This is a genomic window from Curtobacterium sp. ISL-83 (assembly GCF_018613895.1).
Classification (GTDB): Bacteria; Actinomycetota; Actinomycetes; order Actinomycetales; family Microbacteriaceae; genus Curtobacterium.
On sequence record NZ_JAGGPH010000012.1, the window covers coordinates 104,126 to 124,963 of the forward strand.

Below are 20,838 nucleotides of genomic sequence, written 5' to 3' on the forward strand. Positions count from 1 at the left end.
GCGTTCGTCGCGAGCGCGGCACGGCCGCGCCCGCGAGGAACTGGGTGGATCGGGACAGCGTCCACCGGGACAGCGTCCAACGGGACAGGGCGCGGACCGGAGGCGACGCGTGCTCGTGCACCGTGCCTCCCGTCCGCGCCCTGTCCGGTCCGGTCGTCAGCTCCGGACGTAGGCCGGAGCGGCCTCGGCGTGCGCGTCGCCGACCCGGTGCACCCGGAGGTCGTTCGTCGACCCCTCGAGTCCGGGAGGGGACCCGGCGGTCACGATGACGCGGTCGCCGGGGGCGGCGAGCCCGTTCTCGAGGAGGACGTCGTCCACCTGCGAGAAGAGCTCATCGGTGTGGGTCTTGCGCTCGACCAGGAAGGACCGGACGCCCCACGTGAGTGCCATGCGGCGACGGGTCGCCTCGTTCGGGGTGAACGCGATGATCGGCAGACCGTGACGCAGGCGGGACATGCGCCGGGCCGAGTCGCCGGACTCGGTGAACACGCAGAGGTACGAGGCCTCGGTGAACTCCGCGATCTCGACGGCGGCGAGGGTGATCGCACCACCGAGCGTGCGGGGCTTCGTGCCGAGCGGGGCGATGCGCTCGAGGCCGTGGTCCTCGGTCGACTCGACGATGCGGGCCATCGTGCGGACGGTCTCCACCGGGTACTCGCCGACGCTCGTCTCACCGGAGAGCATCACGGCGTCGGCACCGTCGAGCACCGCGTTCGCGACGTCGGAGGTCTCGGCGCGGGTGGGGATCGGCGACGAGATCATCGACTCGAGCATCTGCGTCGCGACGATGACCGGCTTGGCCATCCGACGGGACAGCTCGACGGCTCGCTTCTGCACGATCGGCACGGCCTCGAGCGGGAGCTCGACGCCGAGGTCACCGCGGGCGACCATGATCGCGTCGAAGGCGTCGATGATCTCCTCGAGCGCGTCGACGGCCTGCGGCTTCTCGACCTTGGCGATGACCGGCAGGCGCTTGCCCTCTTCGTCCATGATCTCGTGCGCGCGGATGACGTCGGAGGCGTTGCGGACGAACGACAGCGCGATCAGGTCCGCGCCCTGGCGGATGCCCCAGCGCAGGTCGGCTTCGTCCTTCTCGCTGAGCGCGGGGACGTTCACGGCGACGCCGGGCAGGTTGATGCCCTTGTTGTTCGACACGGTGCCGCCGACGACGACCTCGGTGCGGACGCGCACCCCGTCGGTGTCGAGGACGCGCAGGCGGACCCGGCCGTCGTCGATGAGCAGCGGGTCACCGGGCTTGACGTCCTGCGGGAGGCCCTTGAAGGTCGTGCCGCAGATCTCCTTCGAGCCGGGCACGTCCTCGGTCGTGATGGTGAAGACGTCTCCGACCGCCAGGTCGTGGGGGCCGTCGGCGAAGCGGGCGAGGCGGATCTTCGGACCCTGCAGGTCGACGAGGATCGCGACCGGCTTGCCGAGCTCCTCAGCGGCACGACGGACGTTCACGTAGTTGGCCTCGTGCACGCTGTAGTCACCGTGGCTGAGGTTGAGTCGGGCGACGTCGACGCCCGCTTCGATGATCTCCTTGACGGTCTCGTAGTCCGACGTTGCCGGACCGAGAGTCGAAACGATCTTTGCGCGTCTCAATGGATTCCTTCGTGTGGTGGTTGGTGCTTGGAGTTCCCGCGCTGTGGGGCCGCGCGGAACGAAGCGAGGCCACCAGCACCCTACCGAGTGCTGGTGGCCTGGTGCTCACTGATGCGTGGCCGTCGTGTGGACGCGCACGGTCAGACCGAGATCGCGCGGTCGGTGGCCTTCACCGGTGCGGGCAGGATCGTCGAGCCCTCGAGGTAGGTGTCGACCTGCGCCGCGGCAGCCCGACCCTCCGCGATCGCCCAGACGATGAGCGACTGACCGCGACCCGCGTCGCCCGCGACGAAGACGCCCGGCTCGTTGGTGGAGTAGTCGGCTCCGCGGGCGACGGCACCCGACGCGGTGGTCGGCAGGCCGAGCTGGGGCTCGATCGAGTCGGTCTCCGGACCGGTGAAGCCCATCGCGATGAGCACCAGGTCGGTCGGGATCTCCCGCTCGGTGCCGGCCTTCGGGACACGACGGCCGTCGAGGTACTCGGTCTCGGCGACCCGCAGTGCGCGGACCTCGCCGGCCTCGTTCGCCAGGAACTCGACGGTCGAGGCCAGGAAGTGCCGCTCGCCGCCCTCTTCGTGTGCGCTCGTGACCTCGAACACGGTCGGGAACATCGGCCACGGCTGGTCCGACGGACGCTCGAGCGGCGGCTGCTTGCCGATCGCCAGGTTCGTCACGCTGAGCGCACCCTGCCGGTGTGCGGTGCCGATGCAGTCCGCGCCGGTGTCACCGCCGCCGATCACGACGACGTGCTTGCCCTCGGCCGTCAGCTGGTTGTCGACCGTGGTGCCGGCGTTCGCCTTGTTCTGCTGGACCAGGTAGTCCATCGCGAAGTGCACGCCCTCGAGGTCGCGCCCCGGGATCGGCAGGTCCCGCGGGACCGTGGCCCCGGTGGCGACCACGACGGCGTCGTAGCGCGACTTCAGGTCGTCCCACGTGATGTCGCGGCCGATCTCGACGCCTGCGCGGAACCGGGTGCCCTCGGCCTGCATCTGGGCGAGGCGCGCGTCGATCTGTCGCTTCTCCATCTTGAAGTCGGGGATGCCGTACCGCAGCAGGCCACCGATGCGGTCGTCACGCTCGTAGACCGCGACGGTGTGGCCGGCGCGGGTGAGCTGCTGCGCGGCGGCCAGGCCCGCGGGGCCCGATCCGACCACGGCCACGGTCTTGCCGGTCAGGCGCTCCGGCGGGTGCGGGGTGACCCACCCGTTCTGGAACGCCTGGTCGATGATCGAGACCTCGACCTGCTTGATCGTCACGGGCGGCTGGTTGATGCCGAGCACGCACGACGACTCGCACGGCGCCGGGCAGAGCCGACCGGTGAACTCCGGGAAGTTGTTCGTCTCGTGGAGCCGCTCGATGGCCTGACGGCCCTCGCCGCGCCACGTCAGGTCGTTCCACTCGGGGATCAGGTTGCCGAGCGGGCAGCCCTGGTGGCAGAACGGGACGCCGCAGTCCATGCAACGACCGGCCTGCCGCTTGAGCGCGCCGGACTCCTGCTGCTCGTAGACCTCTTTCCAGTCCATGAGCCGCACGGGCACCGGACGGCGCGGCGGGAGTTCGCGTTCCTGGACCTTGAGGAAGCCCTTCGGGTCAGCCATGGGTCGCCTCCTGGTTCGGTGCCGTGCTCGGTCGTGCGCTCGGCGTCGTGCTCGGTGTGCTGCTGGGGGTGACCGCTCGTGCGGTCCGGCGTCGTGCGGTGTGCTCAGCCACCGGTGACCTCCATGATGCGGTTCCAGACGACGTCGCCATCGGGGTCGAGCCCCTCGTCGACGGCCTGCTGGCGGGTCTGGAGCACGGCCGCGTAGTCCCGCGGCAGGACCTTCACGAAGTCGGACAGGTCGCCGGACTCGAGGAGCTCGGTCGCGAGCGCCGAACCGGTCTCGTCCGCGTGTCGGCGGAGCAGGTCGGTCACGATCTCGACGTCGGCGCTGCCGAGGGGGCTCAGCTGGAGCTCCCCCGTGGCGAGCGAGTCGGTGTTCACGTGCTCTTCCCGCAGGCCCCGCACGTACGCGGTCCCGCCGGACATGCCGGCACCGAGGTTGCGGCCGGTCTCACCGAGGATCACCGCGAGGCCACCCGTCATGTACTCGAGCGCGTGGTCGCCCACGCCCTCGACCACCGCGGTCGCGCCGGAGTTGCGCACCAGGAACCGTTCGCCCACGATGCCGCGGATGAACATGGTGCCCTGTGTGGCGCCGTACCCGATGACGTTGCCGGCGATGACGTTCTGCGCCGGGTCGAAGCCCGACTCGGCGTCCGGGCGGACGATGATCTCGCCGCCGGAGAGCCCCTTGCCGACGTAGTCGTTGCTGTCGCCGACGAGCCGGAGCGTGATGCCGGACGGCAGGAACGCGCCGAGGGACTGTCCGGCCGACCCGCGGAGCGTGATGTCGATCGAACCCGTGGGCAGACCGTGCTCGCCGTGGCGGAGCGTGACCTCGTGTCCGAGCATGGTGCCGACCGCGCGCTCCGTGTTGCGGATCGGCAGGTCGAGCGCCACCGAGCCACCGTGCTCGAGCACGTCGGACGTCCGGTGGATCAGCTGCACGTCGAAGTGCTCGTCGAGCTCGTGGTCCTGGTCGCGCTGGTGGCGCCGGGGCTCGTCGCGTTCGAACTCCGGGCCGTGCAGCACGGGCGAGAGGTCGAGTCCCGACGCCTTCCAGTGCTGGACCGCGCGGTCGACGTCGAGCACGTCGGCCTGGCCGATCGCCTCGTCCAGGGTGCGGAAGCCGAGCTCGGCCAGGAGCTCACGGACCTCCTGCGCGATGAACTCGAAGAAGTTCACGACGAACTCCGGCTTGCCCGTGAAGCGCTTGCGCAGCTCCGGGTTCTGCGTCGCGACGCCCACCGGGCAGGTGTCCAGGTGGCAGACGCGCATCAGGATGCAGCCCTCGACCACGAGCGGAGCGGTGGCGAAGCCGTACTCCTCTGCGCCGAGCAGCGCGGCCACGACCACGTCGCGACCGGTCTTCATCTGGCCGTCGACCTGCACGACGACGCGGTCACGCATGCCGTTCAGCATGAGCGTCTGCTGCGTCTCGGCGAGACCGATCTCCCACGGGGTGCCCGCGTGCTTGAGCGAGTTCAACGGGCTCGCGCCGGTGCCGCCGTCGTGGCCGGACACGAGCACCACGTCGGCGAGGGCCTTCGTCACGCCGGCCGCCACCGCGCCGATGCCGGACTGGCTCACGAGCTTGACGTGCACACGAGCCGAGGGGTTCGCCCGCTTCACGTCGAAGATCAGCTGCTTGAGGTCCTCGATCGAGTAGATGTCGTGGTGCGGCGGCGGCGAGATGAGGCCGACGCCCGCGGTCGCGTGCCGGGTGCGGGCCACCCACGGGTAGACCTTCTGCGGGGGCAGCTGTCCGCCCTCGCCCGGCTTCGCGCCCTGCGCCATCTTCAGCTGGATGTCGGTCGCGTGCGTCAGGTACATGCTCGTCACGCCGAACCGGCCGGACGCGACCTGCTTGATGGCGCTGCGCCGCTCGGGGTCGAGGAGTCGGTCGACGTCCTCGCCGCCCTCACCCGTGTTCGAGCGTCCGCCGAGGCGGTTCATCGCGATCGCCAGCGTCTCGTGCGCTTCCTTCGAGATGGAGCCGTACGACATCGCACCGGTGTTGAACCGCTTCACGACGGACTCGATCGGCTCGACCTCGTCCAGCGGGACCGGCGGGCGGACACCGTCCTTGAACCGGAACAACCCGCGGAGCGTCATCAGCTGCTCGGACTGGTCGTCCACGGCCTTCGAGTACTCGCGGAAGATGTCGTAGCGACGGGACCGCGTGGCGTGCTGCAGCCGGAACACCGTGTCCGGGTTGAACAGGTGCGGCGGGCCCTGGCGACGCCACTGGTACTCGCCGCCCGTCTGGAGCCGCTCGTGCGAGAGGACGGCGCCGTCCTGCGGGTACGCCTGGGCGTGCCGCTCGGCGTTCTCCTTCGCGATGACCTCGACCCCGACCCCGCCGAGGATCGACGACGTGCCGGTGAAGTAGCGGTCGACGAACTCCTGGCTGAGGCCGACGGCCTCGAACGCCTGGGCGCCGGCGTAGCTCGACACCGTGGAGATGCCCATCTTGGACATGATCTTCAGCACGCCCTTGCCGAGCGCCTTGATCACGTTCTTGACGGCCTGCTCCGGCGTGATGCCGGTGATCATCCCGGCGCGCACGAGGTTCTCGCAGGTCTCCATCGCGAGGTACGGGTTGATCGCGGAGGCACCGAACCCGATCAGGGTCGCCACGTGGTGGACCTCGCGCACGTCGCCGGCCTCGACGATCAGGCCGACCTTCATGCGCTGCTCGGTCCGGATCAGGTGGTGGTGCACGGCCGCGAGCAGCAACAGGCTCGGGACGGGGGCCTGCTCGACGTTGCCGTCACGGTCGGACAGCACGATGAACTGCTTGCCGGCCTCGATCGCCGCGTCGACCTCGTCGCACACGGCGGCGATGCGGTTCTCCATGGCGGCCTCGCCGGCGTCCACGCGGTACAGGCCCTTGATCGTCACCGTGAGGTGCCGACCGGACGCCGTCTCGAAGTGCTGGATCTTGGCGAGCTGGTCGTTGTCGATGACCGGGAAGTCGAGCGTGATCTGCTTCGCGTGCTCGGGTCCGGCGGACAGCAGGTTCCGCTCGGGACCGAGCCCCATGCCCATCGAGGTGATGACCTGCTCGCGGATGGAGTCCAGTGGCGGGTTCGTCACCTGGGCGAACTGCTGCGTGAAGTAGTCGAACAGCAGGCGCGGTCGCTCGGAGAGCACCGCGATCGGGGTGTCCGACCCCATCGCGCCGAGGGGCTCCGCTCCGGTCTGCGCCATCGGACGCAGCAGGATGCGGACTTCTTCCTCGGTGTAACCGAACGCGCGCTGCCGTCGCGTGACCGATGCCGGCGTGTGCACGATGTGCTCCCGCTCGGGCAGGTCGTTCAGGTTGATGCGGCCCTCGTCGAGCCAGTCGCCCCACGGTCCGGACGCGGCGAGACCCTGCTTGACCTCGTCGTCCTCGATGATGCGACCGGCCTCGGTGTCCACCAGGAACATCCGGCCCGGGCGGAGGCGCCCCTTGCGGACCACCTTGGCGGCGGGCACGTCGATGACACCCGTCTCCGACCCGAGCACGATGAGCCCGTCGTCGGTGACGAGGAACCGGCCGGGACGGAGCCCGTTGCGGTCGAGCGTCGCACCGACGAGCGAGCCGTCGGTGAACGTGATGGCGGCCGGGCCGTCCCACGGCTCCATGAGCATCGAGTGGTACTCGTAGAAGGCCCGGAGGTCCGGGTCCATGCCGACCTGGTTCTCCCACGCCTCGGGGACCATCATCGACACCGCGTGCGGGAGCGTCCGCCCCGTCAGGGTCAGCAGCTCCAGGACCTCGTCGAACGAGGCCGAGTCGCTCGCACCAGGGCTCACGATCGGCAGCAGCGGTGCCATGTCGCCGAGCAGTTCGCTCTCGAGCTGGGACTGCCGCGCGCGCATCCAGTTGCGGTTGCCACGCACCGTGTTGATCTCGCCGTTGTGCGCGATGGTCCGGAACGGCTGCGCGAGCGGCCAGGACGGGAACGTGTTCGTGGAGTACCGCGAGTGCACGATCGCCAGCTTCGACGCGAAGCGCTCGTCGCTGAGGTCCGGGTAGAACGGCTCGAGCTGCAGCGTCGTGACCATGCCCTTGTAGACCATGGTCCGGCTCGACAGCGACATGAAGTAGACCTCGCTGTCGCGCTCGGCGCGCTTGCGGAGTCGGAAGGTCTGGCGGTCGAGCGCGATGCCGCTCCGGGCGACTCCGTGCTCGTCGTGGTGGGTCGACGCGACGAAGAGCTGCTCGAACGCCGGCATCGCCGCGCGGGCGAGCGTCCCGAGGACCTCGGGACGGACGGGGACCGCACGCCATCCGAGGACGCGCAGGCCCTCGTCGTCGGCGAGACGCTCGATGGCGCCCTTGACCACGAGTCGCTCGTCGGGGTCGACGGGCAGGTAGGCGGTCCCGACGGCGTACTCCCCCGCTGCGGGCAGCGTGAACGGGACGACGGCGCGGAAGAACTCGTCGGGCACCTGGCAGAGGATGCCCGCACCGTCACCGGTGCCGGCATCCGACCCGACGGCCCCGCGGTGTTCGAGGTTGCGGAGCGCGCCCAGGGCGGCGTCGACGATGTCGTGCCCCGGGGTCCCGCGGAGCGTCGCGACCATCGCGAGACCGCAGGCGTCCTTCTCGTTCGCCGGGTCGTAGAGGCCCGCGGCCTCGGGGATCGCCGAGAACCGGCGGTGCGGCGGCACCATCGCTGACGAGGCGACCTGCGCCGGGGACTTGGATGGCTGGAGCGCCATGGGGAACCGTCCTCACGAGGAAGTGGAACAGGGACAGCGTTGGCCCGGTGGTGCGTTCCGCCCGAGCGGGCGGGACAGGTGCCCGTTCACTCCGCCGACGAGGTGCGTCGTCGGAGTGCGAGGTTGCGGACCCGCTTGTGGCGTGGTCCCGAGGTGCTGGCTGCTGCATGGCACGTCCGGCGGGGAGCCGGTCGTGCAGGAGGGGTGCTTCCTACGCGCGGCGAGCTGCGGTGCTGACCGGCTCGGAGTCGGAGACGCTCGTGGCTGCGTCGTCGTCCTGATCCGAGTAGGTGTCGTCCGAGTCTACATCGGACTTCGCACGCGGCTCGCGACCCGGCCGGTAGGGGCTGGGCTCCTTGCCGGTGTGCCGTCGCGACTGGACGACGAAGATGATGATGCCGAGCAGGATCGCGGCGAACGACATCCAGACGTTCGTGCGGACACCGAAGAAGGTCTCGCTGGTGTCCACGCGGATGGACTCGAGGACCGAGCGGCCGGTGCCGTACCAGATGAGGTAGAGCGCCATGACGCGACCCCACTGCAGTCGGAAGCGCCGGTCGAGCAGCAGGATGACGATCACGCCGACGACGTTCCAGATGATCTCGTAGAGGAACGTCGGGTGGAAGAGCGTGCCCTCGGGCAGTCCCTTCGGGAACGCGGCGTTCGACGACTCGATCTGCAGGCCCCACGGCAGGCTGGTCGGCATGCCGTACAGCTCGTGGTTGAAGTAGTTGCCGAGGCGCCCGAAGGCCTGTGCCAGGAGGACACCCGGCGCGACGGCGTCGATGAAGGCGGAGAAGCGCAGACCGACCTGGCGGCAGCCGAACCAGGCGCCGACCGACCCGAGGATGAGCGCCCCGAAGATCGCCAGCCCGCCCTGCCAGATGTAGAGGAAGGACAGCGGGTCGATGCCGGGACCGAAGTAGTCGCTCACGTGCGTGAACACGTGGAAGAGACGGCCGCCGATGATGCCGGCAGGGACGGCCCAGATCGCGATGTCGATGATGATCCAGCGCTCGGCACCACGGGCGTTCAGGCGCTTGTTCGCCAGCACGACGGCCGCGACGATCCCGAACAGGATGCAGATCGCGTAGGCGTGGATCCGGAAGTCGAGGGGCAGCGACCAGCCGAAGACGTCCTGCAGCCACGCCGTGAGGTCGAAGTACTGCCAGGCCGTGCTCGGGCTCGGGATGCTCAGGAGGGGCATGGAGGTGCTGTCGCCTTTCGGTGCTGGCTGGGCGCGGTGCCGACGCGGCGTCGGCCCCGCATCACTGTAGCGCGGGGAGCGCGGCGGGCAGGAACCGACCGGACGGTCCTGGGGAAATCGTGACGCGGGCGCCGGACTGTGGACGGGAGGCCCGTGGTGCGTGACCGGCGTCGATCACGCACCACGGGCCTCCAGGACGGTCAGCGGCGACCGGCGCCGGAGGTGAGGTCGGCGGCTCGGTCGGCCACGCCCTGCACCCCGAGGTCGGCGAGGGCGCGCACGAAGGCCGATCCGATGATGGCGCCGTCGGCGTACTCGAGGACCTCGGTCACCTGGTCGGCGGTCGAGATGCCGAGTCCGACGCAGGTGCGCTCGACGCCCTGCTCGCGGAGGCGGGACACCACGCTCCGTGCGGCGGAGTCGACGCCGGCGCGCGCGCCGGTCACGCCCATCGTGGACACGGCGTACACGAACCCGCGGCTGGAATCGACGGCCTGTCGCATCCGCGTGTCGGACGACGACGGTGCCGCCAGGAACACCCGGTCGAGACCGGTGCGCTCGGACTGGGCGATCCACTCGGCGCCCTCGTCCGGGATGAGGTCAGGGGTGATGAGCCCGGCCGCGCCCGCCGCGACGAGGTCGTCGGCGAACCGCTCCACGCCGTAGCGGAGCACCGGGTTCCAGTACGTCATCACGAGGACGGGGACGTCCGCGCGCTCGGTGATCTCGCGCACCGCGTCGAAGACGTGCGCGACCCGGAAGCCGTTCGCCAGGCTCTCCTCGGCCGCACGCTGGATGACGGGTCCGTCCATCACCGGATCGGAGTACGGCAGGCCGAGCTCGATGACGTCGACGCCGTTCTCGGCGAGGGCCACCGCGGCGTCCACGCTCGTCTGCACGTTCGGGTACCCCGCCGGCAGGTAGCCGATGACGGCTCCGGCGCGCTCGGCGTTGGCGGTGTCGATGGTCGTGGCGACCGTCCGGTTCGTGGTCACAGCTGCACCGCGTTCTCGTCGAGGATGCCGAAGTAGCGACTGGCGGACGCGACGTCCTTGTCACCGCGGCCGGACAGGTTCACGAGGATGACCCCCTGGGGGCCGAGCTCCTTGCCGAGCTTCATCGCCCCGGCGAGGGCGTGCGACGACTCGATCGCCGGGATGATGCCCTCGGTGCGGCTGAGCAGGCGGAACGCCTCCATCGCCTCGTCGTCGGTGATGGGCTGGTACTGCGCCCGACCGATCGACGCCAGGTAGGCGTGTTCCGGCCCGACGCTCGGGTAGTCGAGCCCGGCGGAGATGCTGTGGCTCTCGATGGTCTGGCCGTCCTCGTCCTGCATCAGGTAGGACCGGGCGCCCTGCAGGACGCCTTCGCGCCCGAGCGTGATGCTGGCGGCGTGGCGCCCGGTCTCGACGCCGTCACCCCCGGCCTCGAAGCCGTGCAGTGCGACGGACTCGTCGTCCAGGAACGCCTCGAAGATGCCCATCGCGTTCGAACCACCGCCGACGCACGCGGCCACGGCGTCCGGGAGCCGGCCGACGAGGTCGAGGACCTGCTGACGGGCTTCGTCACCGATCACCTTGTGGAACTCGCGGACCATCTCGGGGAACGGGTGCGGGCCGGCGACCGTGCCGAGCAGGTAGTGCGTCGAGTCCACGTTCGCCACCCAGTCGCGCAGGGCGTCGTTGATCGCGTCCTTCAGCGTCCGGGACCCGGTCTCGACGGGGATCACCTCGGCGCCGAGGAGGCGCATGCGCGCGACGTTCAGGGCCTGGCGTTCGGTGTCGACGGCGCCCATGTAGACGACGCAGTCCATGCCGAACAGGGCGGCGGCGGTCGCGGTCGCCACACCGTGCTGCCCGGCGCCGGTCTCGGCGATGAGCCGGGTCTTGCCGAGGCGCCTCGCGACGAGGGCCTGGCCCAGGACGTTGTTGATCTTGTGCGAGCCGGTGTGGTTCAGGTCCTCGCGCTTCAAGATCACCCGGGCGCCACCGGCGTGCTTCGCGAACCGGGGCACCTCGGTGATGATCGACGGGCGCCCGGTGTAGTCGCGTTGCAGCGCGTCCAGTTCCTGGTGGAAGGCGGGATCGGCCCAGGCCTCGCGGAACGCCGCTTCGAGTTCGTCGAGGGCCAGGACGAGGGACTCGGGGACGAACCGTCCGCCGAAGTCGCCGAAGTACGGGCCGTGCAGGTCGCGGAGCGAGGTCACGATGGGTCCTTCCGGGACGAAGCCCGACCGGCTCCGGGTGGAGCGGCGATCGGACGTGTTGGGGTCGTTCAGCTGCGGCGGGAGCCCTCGGCGATGAAGGACGCGAGCGTGGCGGCGGGGTCGTCGCCCGTCACGAGCGCTTCGCCCACCAGGACGACGTCGGCACCGGCAGCACGGTAGTGGGCGACGTCAGCGGGGCCGGTGACGGCGGACTCGGCGACCCGCACGACCCCGTCGGGGATGCGGTCGGCGAGTGATCCGAACAGGTCACGGTCCAGGGAGAAGTCGGTGAGGTCGCGGGCGTTGACGCCGAGGATCCGGGCACCGGCGTCGAGGCCACGGGTGACCTCGTCCGCCGAGTGGGCCTCGACCAGCACGCGCATGCCGAGCTCCTCGGCCAGGGCGTGCAGTTCGGTGAGCTGCTGCTGCTCGAGCGCGGCCACGATGAGGAGCACGACGTCCGCTCCGGCAGCGCGGGCTTCGACGACCTGGTACGGGTCCGCGATGAAGTCCTTGCGGAGCACCGGGACGCCGACGCGCGCCTTCACGGCTTCGAGGTCGGCGAGGCTGCCGAGGAACTTCCGGCCCTCGGTCAGCACGCTGATCGTGGAGGCACCGCCACGCTCGTAGTCCGCGGCCAGTGCGGCCGGGTCGGCGATGGTGGCCATCGCCCCGCGGGACGGACTGGCGCGCTTGACCTCGGCGAGGATCTTCACCTGGTCGCCGGGCGCCAGGAACGTCAGCGCGTCGAGCGGCGAGTCCACCCGGTCGAGGTCACGTTCGACGTCCGCGTAGGGCCGGTCGAGTCGACGGGCGGCAGCGTCCTCGAGCGCGCCCGCGACGAGGGTCTCGAGCACGTTCGGCATGTCGGACCTACTCTGCGTGGTGCTTGGCGACGTACTTCGGGCCGTCGACGCCGTAGCCGGCCTTCTTCATGACGCCACCGATGACGAGTCCGATGAGCACGACCGCGGCGGAGGCCCAGACGCCCCAGGCCTGGTTGAACCAGAAGAACAACGTGCCGGCAGCGAATCCGATCAGCATGATCACGACGGCGGTCCAGGCCGCCGGGGAGTGGCCTTCGCCGAGTTCTGCGGGCTCAGTGTTGCTCACGGTGCTCCTCGTTCTGCTCCGGCGTCGTCGTGCGATGACGCCCCTTCCACCCTACCGGTTCCGTCCGTCGGGTCCGTGCCGGCGCTCAGGTCGTCCCAGTCCGTGATGGCGTCTCGTTCCACCGGCGCAGCCGACGGCGTCGACGTCGCGCCGGGCGCGTGCGCACCCGTTCCGGGGTCCGCCGGCGTCGAGGCGTACTTGCGACTCGGGCCCGGCCACGACCGCTGCACCACGAGCACCACGACGCCGAGCAGGACGGCCAGGACACCCCCGGCGATGCCGACCACCGGCCAGAACGTGACGTCGACCGACGACACCGTGCGATGCACCGCACCGAGGTCGCTGACCCCGGTGACCGCGCCGACGGCACCGCGTGCGGCACCGATCGGGTCGGCGAGGGCCGCGATGCCGCTCCACGCCACACCGACACCGAGCAGGACCTCGACCGCGGCGAGGACGACCCGGACGACCCGCCCGGCGATGGTCATCGCCAGGAAGAGCGCGAGGCTCGCGATGGCCAGCGCGGTGTACTGCGGGACGACCTTCGAGCCGTCGGCCGCCACCGAGGCGACGACGGCGGTGCCGGCGTGCAGGTGCACCGTGAACCAGGTCTGCGTCCACGCGAGCATGATGATGCCCGCGACGGCGAGACCGGCCACGACCACCAGTGGACGGGAGCGGGCGGGCGTCACGAGCGCACCTCGCGCATCCGGTTCGCGGTCGCGACCGCGCGGAGCGGGGCCGCTGCCTTGTTGACCGCTTCGCGGTGCTCGGTCTCCGGGTCGGAGTCGGCCACGAGACCTGCGCCGGCCTGCACGCGGGCGACACCGTCCTGGATGAGCGCCGTGCGGATGGCGATCGCCAGGTCGGCGTCACCGGCGAAGTCGAAGTACCCCACGACGCCCGCGTACGCGCCACGACGTGCCGGCTCGAGCTCGTCGATGATCTCGAGCGCACGCGGCTTCGGGGCGCCCGAGAGGGTGCCGGCCGGGAACGTCGCCCGGAACACGTCGATCGCCGAGGCGCCGGGGCGCACCGACCCCTCGACGCTCGACACGAGGTGCATGATGTGGCTGAAGCGCTCGACGGTCATGAACTCCGTCACCGCGACGGTGCCCGGCTCGCACACCTTCTGCAGGTCGTTGCGCGCGAGGTCGACGAGCATCAGGTGCTCGGCGCGTTCCTTCGGGTCCTCCAGCAGGTCCTCACCGAAGCGGACGTCCTCCTCCGGGGTCGCACCACGCGGGCGCGATCCGGCGATCGGGTGCGTGATCGCCCGGCCGGCCTGCACCTTGACGAGCGCCTCGGGTGAGGCGCCGACGATCCAGAACGGCCGGTCGTCGGTGTCGGCCAACGACAGGAAGTACATGTACGGGCTCGGGTTGAGCGTCCTGAGCACCCGGTACACGTCGAGCGGGTCCGCGGTCACCTCGTGGTCGAAGCGCTGCGAGATGACGACCTGGAAGACGTCGCCGTCCCGGATGAAGTCCTTCGACCGCACGACCGCGGCCATGTAGTCGTCCGGGGTCGTGCGGTGGGTCGGCGACGGCTCGGCGATGTCGAACGCCTGGGCGACGGTCGCCACGCTCGGCTGCACCAGGTCGGCCTGCATCCGGTCGAGCCGCGTCTGCGCGTCGGTCCACAGGGCCTCGGCGTCGTCGGTGCCGTCGTTGAGGGCACTCGCGACGAGCAGGACGAGTCCGGTCCGGTGGTCGAGCGCCGCCAGCTCGGACACGAACGACAGCGACTGCCCCGGCACGTCGAAGTCGGCCGGCGGCACGTTCGGCAGGTGTTCGAGCTGCCGCACGGCCTCCCAGCCGATGAAGCCGACGGTCCCGCCGACGAGCGGCGGGGTCCCCGGCACACGCGGGGTCGCCCAGCGCTCGTGCAGGCGCGCCAGCACGTCGAGCGGCTGCCCGTCGAGCGAGCCCACGGCACGCTCGGCATCGATGCCGGTGTCGATCCACGCGGCCCGGTCACCGTCCTGCGTCAGGACGCCGAAGCTGCGGACGCCGACGAAGGACCACCGCGACCAGAGGCCGCCCTGCCCCGCGGACTCGAGCAGGAAGGAACCCGGACGCCCGTCGGCGAGCTTCCGGTAGACGCCCACCGGCGTCTCGCTGTCGGCGTAGAGCGCGCGCACCACGGGGACCACGCGGTGGTCCTGCAGCAGGGCGTCGAACTCCGGACGGGAGGTCGTGTGCGGCGTGTCGACGCCGGTCGCGGCCGGCGTGCTGGTGGCGGTGCTCACCGGGTCACCTCGGTCTCGGTCGTCACTGTCTCGGTCTCGGTCGTCGCGGTGGTGCGGGTCGTCGCGGTGGCGTCGTGGTCCGTCGTGCCGGCGGCCCACTCGTCGTGCAGCCCTGGTGCGGCGGCGGTGACCGGGTCGAGCGGATCGACGTCGAAGCACCGGTGCGCGCCGGTGTGACACGCGGCACCGACCTGCTGCACCGTCACGAGCAGGGTGTCCGCGTCGCAGTCGAACGCGGCGTCACGGACGTACTGCGCGTGCCCCGACGTGTCGCCCTTGCGCCAGTACTCCTGCCGGGACCGCGACCAGAAGGTCACGCGTCCTTCGGTGAGCGTGCGGCGGAGGGCTTCCCGGTCCATGTAGCCGAGCATGAGGACGTCCTTCGAGGACTCCTCTTGCACGATCGCGGGGAGCAGCCCGTCCGGAGCGAATCGCGCGCGGTCGAGGACCGCGTCGGTGCTGGAGCTGGTGCTGTCGGTCATGAGACTCCTAGCCTACGGCGGTGGCGCTGCGCCGATCCCGTCAGCGGACGGACTGGCCGGCCGCGCGCAGCGCGGCCTTGACGTCGCCCACCGTCATCTCGCCCCGGTGGAAGACGCTGGCGGCGAGGACGGCATCCGCACCCGCTTCGATGGCCGGGGCGAAGTGCTCGACCCGACCCGCGCCTCCCGACGCGATGACCGGCACCGAGGACACCGCGCGCACCGCGGCGGTGAGCTCCAGGTCGAACCCGGCCTTCGTGCCGTCGGCGTCGATGGAGTTGACCAGGAGCTCCCCCGCACCGCGTTCGACGGCCTCCCGCGCCCAGGCGATCGCGTCGATGTCGGTCTCGGTCCGCCCACCGTGGGTGGTGACGACGAAGCCGGACGGCGACCGGTCGGAGCGCTTGACGTCGAGGGAGAGCACGACGGCCTGCGCGCCGAACCGGTCGGCGATCTCGCCCACCAGATCGGGACGGGCGATCGCGGCGCTGTTCACGCCGATCTTGTCCGCCCCGCACTGCTGCAGCCGCGAGACGTCGTCGACGCTCCGGACCCCGCCGCCGACGGTCAGCGGGATGAAGACCTGCTCGGCCGTCCGCGTCACGGTGTCGTACATCGTCGCCCGGTTCTCCACCGTCGCTCCGACGTCGAGGAACGTCAGCTCGTCGGCGCCCTGCGCGTAGTACGTGGCCGCGAGCTCGACGGGGTCGCCGGCGTCCTGCAGGTCGAGGAAGTTCACGCCCTTCACGACCCGACCGCCCTTGACGTCGAGGCACGGGATCACCCGGACGGACACGCCGCCGCGGGTGCCGGCACGACCGCCCGGCGTGGCCAGCGCGTCGTTCACAGTCGTGCGGCGTGGATCGGACTGACCAGGATCGCGCGGGCGCCGAGGTCGTACAGCGCGTCCATGATGAGGTTCGCGTCGTCGCGCGGGATCATCACCCGGACCGCGGACCAGTCGCGGCCGTGCAGCGGCGAGACGGTGGGCGACTCGATGCCGGACGCCACCGCGGTCGCCTGCTCGAGCAGGTCGGTCGGGATGTCGTAGTCGAGCATCACGTACCCGCGTGCGACGAGGACGCCCTGGAGCCGCCGACGCAGGACGTCGATCCCGGGGATCGTCTCGTCGGTGGAGACCAGGAGCGCGGTCGACTCGAGGATGACGGGACCGAAGATCTCGAGTCCTGCCTGCCGCAGGGTGCTGCCCGTCGACACGACGTCGGCGACGGCGTCGGCGACCCCGAGCCGCACGGCGCTCTCGACCGCGCCGTCGAGCTTCACGAGCGTGGCGTGCACGCCGTGCTTGGCGAGGAAGTCCCCCACGAGCCCGGGGTAGCTCGTCGCCACGCGGACGCCGTCGAGGTCCTGCAGGGTGCTGAACCGACCGGGGGTGCCTGCGAACCGGAAGGTCGAGTCGGCGAACCCGAGTGCGTCGACCTCGTGCGCGGCGGAACCGGAGTCGAGCAGCAGATCGCGGCCGGTGATGCCGACGTCGAGCGCGCCGGAGCCGACGTACGTGGCGATGTCACGGGGCCGGAGGAAGAAGAACTCCACCCCGTTGCGCTCGTCCACCAGGTGGAGGGCCTTCGGGTCGCGGCGACCGGCGTACCCGGCCTCGCGGAGCATGTCGGACGCGGTCTCGGACAGTGAGCCCTTGTTGGGCACGGCGATGCGGAGCATCAGGTGGTCTGCTTCCTGGTCGGGTCGCGCTGGTCGGGACGTCGGCGTTCGGGACGTCGGCCGTCGGGACGGCGCTCATCGGGTGTGGCGGATCGAGGGCGGTGCGCGGGCGGTGCCCGAGCGCGTCCTACAGATGTCGCCAGACGTCCGACGGGGTGAGCCCCTTCGCGACCATGAGCACCTGGAGGTGGTAGATCAGCTGCGAGATCTCCTCCGACGTGCGCTGGTCGCCTTCGTACTCGGCCGCCATCCAGACCTCGGCGGCCTCTTCCACGATCTTCTTGCCGATCTGGTGCACGCCGGCGTCCAGTTCGGCGACGGTGCCGGAGCCCTCGGGGCGCGTGCGCGCCTTCTCGGTCAGCTCCGCGAACAGGTCGTCGAACGTCTTCACAGGGTCCAGGCTACCGCCGTCGGCCGTCGCCGCGGACGTACCGTCCGGACGGGAGGCGCTCGTCGCCGCCGCACCGCCGGTCACCTGCGCGGACGTCCCGTCCACCGCCGTGGTCGCGTCCTCTGGCAGGGGCGTCACGAGCGCGCTGCGGCAGCGGCCGCTCGGAGGTCCGCGATCCGGACCGCCGGCTCGCCCCCGTACACGGCGGACCCCGCCACGAGCGTGTCGGCACCGCTCCGCACGGCCTCTGGCACCGTGTCGACCGCGATGCCGCCGTCGACCTCGAGCCAGACGTCGAGCCCGGAGGCGTCGACGGCCGCGCGGGCGTCCTGCAGCTTGGGCATCACCGACGACATGAACAGCTGGCCGCCGAAGCCCGGCTCGACCGTCATGAGCAGGATCATGTCGTACGCGTCGAGGTGTTCGAGGACCTGGGTGATCGGGGTCCCCGGCTTCACGGCCACGGCGGCGCGCGCACCGTTCGACCGGATGGCAGCGGCGGTCGCGATCGGGTCGTCCGCGGCCTCGAAGTGGAACGTCACGCTGGCCGCACCGGTCTCGGCGTACTTCGGAGCCTCGGTGTCGGCGTCGGTGATCATGAGGTGGACGTCGAGCGGCACCGGCGACACCTGCTGCAGCCGCTGCACGATGGGCAGCCCGAGCGTGAGGTTCGGGACGAAGTGGTTGTCCATCACGTCGACGTGCACGAGGTCGGCGGTCTCGATGCGCTGGAGCTCGCGCTCGAGGTTCGCGAAGTCGGCGGACAGGATGCTCGGCGAGATGCGGATCGTCACCGGGCAAGCCTACCCGGCGGCCGCCGGGCGCCCCGAGGCTCGGCGCACCCGGGCCGAGTCTCGGCGCGGGTGATGCGAGTCGCGGCGCGGGTGACGCGAGTCTCGGGGTGGGCGACCGTCCTCGTGCCCCGCGGCCCGAGAACGGTCGCTGAGACCGAGTCTCGCGCCCGCTGCTCGCGGGTCAGGCGACGCGACGGAACAGCGCGATGAACATCGCGTCCGTGCCGATGCGGTGCGGCCAGAGCTGCACCGTGCTGCCGTCCGCCACCTGCGGGTCCCGAGCCGCGACGGACCGCACGACGTCGGCGGTGTCGAGCTGCTCGAGCACGCCGCCCTGCCGTGCCATGAGCGCATCCACCTGTCCCCGCGTCTCCGCGAGGTGCGGCGAGCACGTGACGTACGCCAGCGTGCCTCCCGGCGCCAGCACCCGCACCGCGGCGTCGAGGAGCTCGGCCTGCAACGCGGCCAGCTCGGGGACGTCCTCCGGTTGTTTCCGCCACCGCGCCTCCGGTCGACGCCGCAGCGCGCCGAGACCGGTGCACGGTGCGTCGAGCAGGATGCGGTCGAACGTCAGACCCAGGCCGTCCCGCCCGTACCGTCGCGCATCGCCCTCGACGACGGTGACGCCGTCACGGAAGTCCGCGAGCGCCTTCCGCACGAGTCCGGCGCGCGCGGGCGCGATTTCGTTCGCCGTGAGGGTCGCGCCACCCTGCACCGCCTCCGCCGCGAGCAGCGCGGCCTTGCCACCGGGGCCGGCGCACATGTCGAGCCAGCGCTCCCCCGCGCGGACCGCGCTGGAGCGGCTGAGGGCGAGTGCTGCCAGCTGGGACCCCTCGTCCTGCACCCGGAGACGGCCCGCCGCGACGCCGGGGACGCGGGCGGGATCACCGGTGAGTCCGCGGATGCCGACGGGTGAGACCGGCAGGTCGTCCGCGGCCGGCGCGTGGTCGGCGATGCTGACGGGAGGCTCGGCCTGCGTCGCGTCGTCGACGTCCGTCGGCCCCGGGGCGGCCGGGACCGCCGACGCGCTCTCGTCGGTCGCGTCGGTCCCGGTCCCCTCGGCGACCGTCTCGTCGGTGCCCGTCTCGTCGGTGCCGGCCTCGTCGGTGCCAGTCTCGTCCGTGCCCGTCCCGTCCGCGCCGGCGTCGTCGGTGCCGGCTTCGTCCATGCCGGCCACGTCGGACCGGACGCGCGGGGTGGTGGCCGTGGCGATGTCGTCCTCGGTGGCGATGCCCGGCAACGCCGCGAGCTGCACCCGCGGCGCGACGTTGTCCGCCGCGAGGAGCGCGGCGAGTTCGTCGCGCGACCGCTCCGCTGCCAGGGCGTCCCGGAGCGCGGACACGACCCACACCGGGTGGGACCACCGCGCCGCGAGGAGCGCATCGCCGGCACGACCCTCGGTGATCAGGGCGTCCCACTCGCCGTCCGTGCGGGCGGCGACCTTCCGGAGGACCGCGTTCACGAACCCGGTCGCGCGGTGGGCACCGACCTCCCGCGCGAGTTCGACGGTCGCGGCGACGGCCGCGTGCGTCGGGGTCCGCATGCCCAGCAGCTGGTGGGCACCGAGGCGCATCACGTCCAGGACGTCCGCCTCGATGTTCTCCGGCCGTCGACCGGAGGCGAGGGCGACGATCGCGTCGTACCGTCCGAGCATCCGGATGGAGCCGTACGTGAGCTCCGTGGCGAACGCGGCGTCGCGAGCGGTCAGGCCGGCACGTCGGATGCGGGACGGCAACAGCAGGTTCGCGTACGCGTCGTCGACCTGCACGGCACGGAGCACGTCGTACGCGACCCGCCGTGCGGTCACGGGACGGGGGCTGTTGCGTTCCCGTCGGCCGTTCGTGGGGCTCATGCCAGGACCTTCCCGTCGAGGGTGCCGAGGCCGCGTGCCCAGGCAGCGGCCTCCATCGCCTGCTTGCCCGCGGGCTGCACCTGGAGCACGGTGAGCGGGTCGTCGGCGGTGCCGACCAGCAGCCGACCACCGGAGAGCGCCAACGCCCCCGGTGCGAGCGACAGCTCGGAGTCGGAGGGCGTCTCGGTGCGGCTCGTCCTGAGCAGCTTCACCCGGAGGTCACCGAGGTGCGCGTAGGCGCCCGGTTCCGGCGTGACCCCGCGGACCCGTGCGTGCACCGCCGTCGACGGCAGGTCGAAGTCGACGTGCCCATCGGCGAGTGTCAGCTTCGGAGCCGTGCTCGGTTCGCCGGTCTGCTCGGTCGCGGTGGCGGAACCGGCTGCGATGTCGTCCACGACCCTGGCGACGACGGCAGCACCGGTCTCGGCCATCGCGGCGAGCACCTCGCCCGAGGTCGCGTCGGGGTGGATGTCGAACGGTTCCGAGCCGAACACGGGCCCGGCGTCGAGGGCCTCGACCAGCTGGAAGACGGTCGCCGCCGTGCGGGTGTCCCCCGCCATCACGGCTCGCTGGACCGGTGCCGCGCCGCGGTAGGCGGGCAGGTCGGAGAAGTGCAGGTTGATCCACCCGTGCCGCGGGGCGTCGAGCGCCGGGCGTCGCAGGAGCGCGCCGTACGCGACGATGACGCCGAGGTCCGGCTGCAGCGCCGCGATCCGGGCGGTGACGTCGTCGTCGACGCGGACGGCCTCGATCACGGGGAGCCCGAGCTCGGCAGCGGCCAGCGCGACGGGCGTCGGCGTCAGGACGCGCTTCCGGCCCTGCGGGGTCGGCGGCCGGGTGAGCACGGCCGCGATCTCGTGGTCGGACGCCGCCAGACGACGGAGGGTGGGGACGGCCGCAGCGGGGCTGCCGGCGACGACGAGACGCATGGGTTCCATGCT

The 20,838-nt window shown here is 71.5% G+C and carries 16 protein-coding genes and 1 pseudogene; all 17 read right to left on the reverse strand.

The features are described from left to right. Positions 1-156: 156 nt before the first annotated feature. Positions 157-1,602: a pyruvate kinase gene (gene pyk, locus J7E22_RS11930; RefSeq protein WP_214981953.1), complete on the reverse strand. Its 1,446-nt coding sequence runs from the start codon at positions 1,600-1,602 to the stop codon at positions 157-159. A gap of 140 nt (positions 1,603-1,742) precedes the next feature. Beyond that, entirely contained in the window at positions 1,743-3,200 is a 1,458-nt protein-coding gene (locus J7E22_RS11935) for a glutamate synthase subunit beta (RefSeq protein WP_214981954.1), read from the reverse strand. Between the two features lie 104 nt (positions 3,201-3,304). Next, positions 3,305-7,870, reverse strand: coding sequence for a glutamate synthase large subunit (gene gltB, locus J7E22_RS11940; RefSeq protein WP_214982066.1), 4,566 nt, complete (start codon positions 7,868-7,870; stop codon positions 3,305-3,307). Positions 7,871-8,129: 259 nt separating this feature from the next. Then, a complete protein-coding gene (gene lgt / locus J7E22_RS11945; RefSeq protein ID WP_214981955.1) occupies positions 8,130-9,125 on the reverse strand; it encodes a prolipoprotein diacylglyceryl transferase in 996 nt (331 codons plus the stop codon). A gap of 200 nt (positions 9,126-9,325) precedes the next feature. Then, positions 9,326-10,120, reverse strand: a complete 795-nt coding sequence (trpA, locus tag J7E22_RS11950; RefSeq protein WP_214981956.1) for a tryptophan synthase subunit alpha — start codon at positions 10,118-10,120, stop codon at positions 9,326-9,328. Next, positions 10,117-11,331, reverse strand: a complete 1,215-nt coding sequence (gene trpB, locus J7E22_RS11955) for a tryptophan synthase subunit beta (protein WP_214981957.1) — start codon at positions 11,329-11,331, stop codon at positions 10,117-10,119. The genes trpA and trpB overlap by 4 nt, the downstream gene beginning before the upstream one ends. 68 nt (positions 11,332-11,399) lie before the next feature. Next, positions 11,400-12,188, reverse strand: coding sequence for an indole-3-glycerol phosphate synthase TrpC (gene trpC / locus J7E22_RS11960; protein ID WP_214982067.1), 789 nt, complete (start codon positions 12,186-12,188; stop codon positions 11,400-11,402). Between the two features lie 16 nt (positions 12,189-12,204). Beyond that, positions 12,205-12,444 carry an HGxxPAAW family protein gene (locus tag J7E22_RS11965; RefSeq protein ID WP_214981958.1) on the reverse strand — a complete coding sequence of 80 codons (240 nt, stop codon included), beginning with the start codon at positions 12,442-12,444 and terminating at the stop codon, positions 12,205-12,207. Then, positions 12,441-13,136, reverse strand: coding sequence for a Trp biosynthesis-associated membrane protein (locus tag J7E22_RS11970; protein ID WP_214981959.1), 696 nt, complete (start codon positions 13,134-13,136; stop codon positions 12,441-12,443). The genes J7E22_RS11965 and J7E22_RS11970 overlap by 4 nt, the downstream gene beginning before the upstream one ends. Continuing rightward, complete coding sequence (locus J7E22_RS11975) at positions 13,133-14,695, reverse strand: anthranilate synthase component I (RefSeq protein WP_214981960.1); 1,563 nt, start codon at positions 14,693-14,695, stop codon at positions 13,133-13,135. The genes J7E22_RS11970 and J7E22_RS11975 overlap by 4 nt, the downstream gene beginning before the upstream one ends. Before the next feature lie 113 nt (positions 14,696-14,808). Continuing rightward, positions 14,809-15,177 (reverse strand): annotated as a pseudogene (gene hisI / locus J7E22_RS11980) (phosphoribosyl-AMP cyclohydrolase); the annotation flags it as partial. A 40-nt stretch (positions 15,178-15,217) separates the two neighbouring features. Then, positions 15,218-16,024, reverse strand: a complete 807-nt coding sequence (hisF, locus tag J7E22_RS11985; protein WP_308159234.1) for an imidazole glycerol phosphate synthase subunit HisF — start codon at positions 16,022-16,024, stop codon at positions 15,218-15,220. After that, entirely contained in the window at positions 16,021-16,860 is an 840-nt protein-coding gene (gene hisG, locus J7E22_RS11990; protein ID WP_214981962.1) for an ATP phosphoribosyltransferase, read from the reverse strand. The genes hisF and hisG overlap by 4 nt, the downstream gene beginning before the upstream one ends. A gap of 127 nt (positions 16,861-16,987) precedes the next feature. Beyond that, on the reverse strand, positions 16,988-17,251 hold the full coding sequence (locus J7E22_RS11995) for a phosphoribosyl-ATP diphosphatase (protein ID WP_214982069.1): 264 nt from the start codon (positions 17,249-17,251) through the stop codon (positions 16,988-16,990). A 134-nt stretch (positions 17,252-17,385) separates the two neighbouring features. Next, positions 17,386-18,045 (reverse strand): ribulose-phosphate 3-epimerase, encoded by a 660-nt coding sequence (rpe, locus tag J7E22_RS12000; protein WP_214981963.1) that lies wholly within the window; start codon positions 18,043-18,045, stop codon positions 17,386-17,388. A gap of 181 nt (positions 18,046-18,226) precedes the next feature. Continuing rightward, a complete protein-coding gene (locus tag J7E22_RS12005; protein WP_214981964.1) occupies positions 18,227-19,897 on the reverse strand; it encodes an RsmB/NOP family class I SAM-dependent RNA methyltransferase in 1,671 nt (556 codons plus the stop codon). Then, positions 19,894-20,826 (reverse strand): methionyl-tRNA formyltransferase, encoded by a 933-nt coding sequence (locus tag J7E22_RS12010; RefSeq protein WP_214981965.1) that lies wholly within the window; start codon positions 20,824-20,826, stop codon positions 19,894-19,896. Before J7E22_RS12010 ends, J7E22_RS12005 begins: the two co-directional genes overlap by 4 nt. Between the last annotated feature and the right edge of the window lie 12 nt (positions 20,827-20,838).